Here is a 3,992-nt window from a genome sequence, read left to right on the forward strand (position 1 = left end):
TTTTCTTTTCCCTTATTATAACGCGGCGCGCAGTTACCTGCAAAGAAAAATGCGGCCCCCAAAGCCCTTTTGGCTTCGGGGGCCGCTGTCTGAGGCCAGGTGTTTGCTTACTTGGCAGCCGTTTCGTCTTCTTCCTCCTTGCGGCGGCGCCACAGCAGCCAGAGTAGCCACAGCACCACTGCCAGCAGGATGACCACCAGGATGATCAGAAGCAGGCACAGCCAGCAGCACCAGCAGATGCCGCCGCTTGTTTGCTGCTGCGCGGCAGGCGCCTTGGGCACCTCCTCATCGGCGTTCTCCTCCTGCGGTCTCTCCGCCGGTTCAGGCTCGTCGTCCGCGGTCCAGCGGCGGCGGGTCTGCTCGGTCAGTACCTGCACCAGTTCGGTCACAGGCTTGGAAGAATCGGTCCACGGTTTTTCGGAATGGATGTAGGAATTGATGACGTAGATCCAGGGGATGCCGGCGGTCAGGTCCACTTTGCCCCACACATGGATGTTCAGCGGGTTATCCTTGGCGCCGATGTATCCGCCCGCTTCGATGGTGAGGTTTTCGGAGGTGATGGCGTCGGCGGTGCCCTTGTCGGTGACGGAACCGTCGGTGCGGATGGTCACGTCCTTGCCGGCCACGATGGTGTCCACCACCACGTCGCCTTCGCTTTCCAGATGGACGCTGCCGCCCTGGGCGCTGACTTCATCGGCCTCAATGCGTATGGGCGCGTCCTCGCTGCCCACGTCGCCCTTGGCGGTCAGTTCCGCGTCGCCCGCCACGACCTTGTCGTCCGGCTCGCTGCCGGCGGTGATGTTGCCGTCGCTGGTGATGTTCGCGGTCTCGTCGGCCACGATCTCGCCCAGCTCGGTGTCCTTATGGTTGTGGATGTAGACGTTGTCGCCCATGGCCGAAATGCGGTCCGCCATGGTCTCGATGGGCCGGTCCTTGGCGCCGGTGTCGCCGGCGGTGCTGTTGAGGGTGAGGTCCGGCGCGGTGAAGTCCAGGCCGTTCCAGCCGGGGACGGTGCTGCCCGCAGGGGCAATGCCGCCCGCCGTGTTGATGACGATGGCCTCCTCCGCCTCGAGGGGGGCGATGTTCAGCGGCTGGTCGGAGGGGCTCTCCAGCCAGACGCCCTTCAGCGTTTCGTCCTCGCCTGCGGCGATGGTCAGCACGCCGCCCACGTCCACGCCGAGGGCGTTGCCCTCTTCGCCCACGCTGCCGCCGTTCTCCAGCAGGATATCCACGTTGCCGCCGGCGATGATGGAGGCGTCCGGGGCGCCTTCCAGCGCCTTCTGCGCGTCCCCCAGCGCCTTGCGGGCCGCTTCGGCTTGCTGCTTCGCCTGGTCGAGGGCGGCCTCGATGGCCTGTTTTTCGGCCTCATGCGGCTGGCGTTCCGTTTCCAGGTCGTTCAGCTGCTGCTGAATTTCGTCCATCTCGCCTTCCAGCTTCGCCAGCTCTTTTTCCAGCCGGGCCACTTCGGCCTGGTCGGGTTCGGGCTGCTGCAGAGCCTGCTGCAGCTGCTCTTCCAGCTCCTTGTGCTCTGCCTCAAGGTCCGCCAGCTGCTGTTGCAGGTCCTTCTGCTGGCTTTCCAGCGCGTCCAGGTACTCCTGACGGGCGGCCAGCTGCTGTTCCAGCGCTTTCTGCGCCGCTTCGGCGCGGGCGGCCTCGGCCTGGGCTTCGGCCAAATCCTTCACCGGGTCGGCGGCCACGTCCTTCAGTTCGCCCTGGATGTTGAGGGAAATATCTCCTTCCGCCTTCGCGGTTTTCACCGTCACGTCGCCCAGCGCCTCGTCCACGGTGATGTTTCCGGCGGAATCCATCGAGAGGGTGCCGCCCGCCTTCAGCTCATTCACGTGGGTGCTGCCCTTCGGGCTGTTCACCGAGAGGTCGCCGCCGGCGTGCAGTCGGGTGGCGTTGAGGTCGCCCTCGGTGTTGCTCACCGTCAGGTCCTTGTCGCCCACCACGTCCAGCCGGGCGTTCTCGTCCAGCACGTCCGCGATGAGGGTGAGGTCTTCGGGGCTGGCCAGCCAGGTATCGCCCCGGGAGAGGGTGGTGAGGGTTTCGCCCACCGCCACGTTCAGCGGGGCTTCGGCTGCGCCGATGACGCCTTCCCTGGCGGTGAGGCTGGCGCTGCCGGTGGTGACGAGGTTCAGCCCGTCGGGGCTGGCGTTCGTATCCAGCAGGCTGCCGTGGCTGGCCGTCAGGTCGATGCTGCCGCCGCCCGTGCTTTCGGCCTTTGCCAGGCCCAGATCGCCCTGCACTTCGGTGATGGAGATATCACCGGCGGCGGTGGCGGTGAGGGTGGTGGCCAGGTCGTGGTCGTCCACGCTGATGGTGGTGAAATCAATGAAGAAATTCATCTCCAGCAGGCCGGTGAGGGCGTTGCGGGTGATGTTCCAGCTGCCGCTGGCGGGCATGGCCTCGGGGGCTTTTTGCAGTTCGGTCACGTCCACCACGGTGTGCTCCACCCAGTCGCGCTGGTCGATGGTCAGGTCCCGGATGCTGCCGGTGAGGGCAGTGAGCACCAGATCGGTGCCGGTGACGTTGGTGAAGCCTTCGACGCCGGCGATGTCCGGGGCGGTGATGGTGACGTTCTCGTAGCCGGAGACCACCTCGCGGGCAGTGAAGGTGCCCTCATTTTGGGTGATGGTGATGCTGCCCTTGTTGGTGATGCTGGTCTCGCCGGTGGATTCGCCGATGGCCAGAGTGAGGTCGCGGAAGTCCCGGTCATCCTCGACGGGTTCGGGGTATTCCACCTTCTCCCAGAGTTTTTCCTCCACCAGGGCCAGCTTCTCCTCGTCGGTGAGGGCCGCCCAGTAGAGCGGGATCAGGTCCTCATCCGCCATCAGAGCCTTGAGGGGTTCGTCCTGGTCGGGTTCTTCGCCCGGCTGGTCTTCGCCCTCATCGGCCTCGGGCACGCGCAGGGTCAGCACCAGCAATTCATCCAGCAGCTGGCGCAGCCGCTTTCTGTTCTGCTCCTGCTGGGCGGCGTCAGCCGGGTCTTCCGGTTCGTCCGGGTCCGCCGGGTCATTCGCCTCTTCCAGCGCCTGGAGCAGTTCGTCCAGCTCTTTCAGCGCCTTTTCAATGGCTTCGGGGGTGGTGTCCAGTTTTTCCAGCGCTTCTTCAAAGGCTTCCTCTGTGCCGAGGGCGGGGGTGAGGGTCTTTTCCAGCGCCGCGGTGATGTCTTTCAGGAGCTGTTCGGCCTTGCCGGTGGCGTCGGCTTCGTCCAGCGCCCGCTCCAGCAGCAGGGCGGCGATCTCTTCGGGGGTCTGGGCGTTCAGCTCCACGCCCACGGTGGTGTCGTCGCCTTCCATGGCGTCGATCACATCGCCGGTGAGCATGGTGCCGTCCTCGCCCCGTCCGGTGAACTGTTCGGCGTCCTTTTCGCCTTCCACGATGCCGTCGATCCAGATATCGCCGGCCTTGGGGATGCGCATGGTCAGCGTTTCTGGGATGTCCAGCTGCAGGCGGCTGTCGGCCTCGCCCACGCTCTTTTCACCGCTCACCGAGAGGGTTGCGTTGGAGTCGTTGGCGTCTTCGCCGAAGGAGATGATCGCGTCCTTGCCGTCCGGCAGCAGGCGGCCCACCACGCCCTTGGCGTAGATGGTCACGTTGGTGTTTTTGCCGTCGCCGCTCACGCCCGTGATGCGCTCAAAGCGGAAGTCGTCGCCCGTTTGGGCGGTGAGGGTGCTGTCGTCCACCGTGGCGGTGGGGATGGAGGCGCTGCCGCCGGCATTGATATCCATTTCGGAGCCGTCGGTCAGCTCCAGGTCGCCGCCGGTGTAGTCTTCGCCCGCGTCGATGTCCACGGTGCTGCCACCGCCGGCGGTGATGTCGCCGGTCTCCACCGGGCCCTCGGCGTCGATGGTCAGCCGGCTGTCGCTCACGGAAACGTCGCCGGTCCCGGCGCTGCCGCCGGCATTGATATCCATTTCGGAGCCGTCGGTCAGCTCCAGGTCGCCGCCGGTGTAGTCTTCGCCCGCGTCGATGTCCACGGTGCTGCC

The 3,992-nt window shown here is 65.7% G+C and carries 1 pseudogene; it reads right to left on the bottom strand.

The features are described 5' to 3' along the window. Positions 1 to 107 precede the first annotated feature (107 nt). A pseudogene (locus ACMI1Q_RS06240) lies at positions 108 to 3,992 on the bottom strand (hypothetical protein); the annotation flags it as partial.

The sequence above is a fragment of the Candidatus Allofournierella excrementavium genome (assembly GCF_048526665.1).
GTDB lineage: Bacteria > Bacillota > Clostridia > Oscillospirales > Ruminococcaceae > Allofournierella_A > Allofournierella_A excrementavium.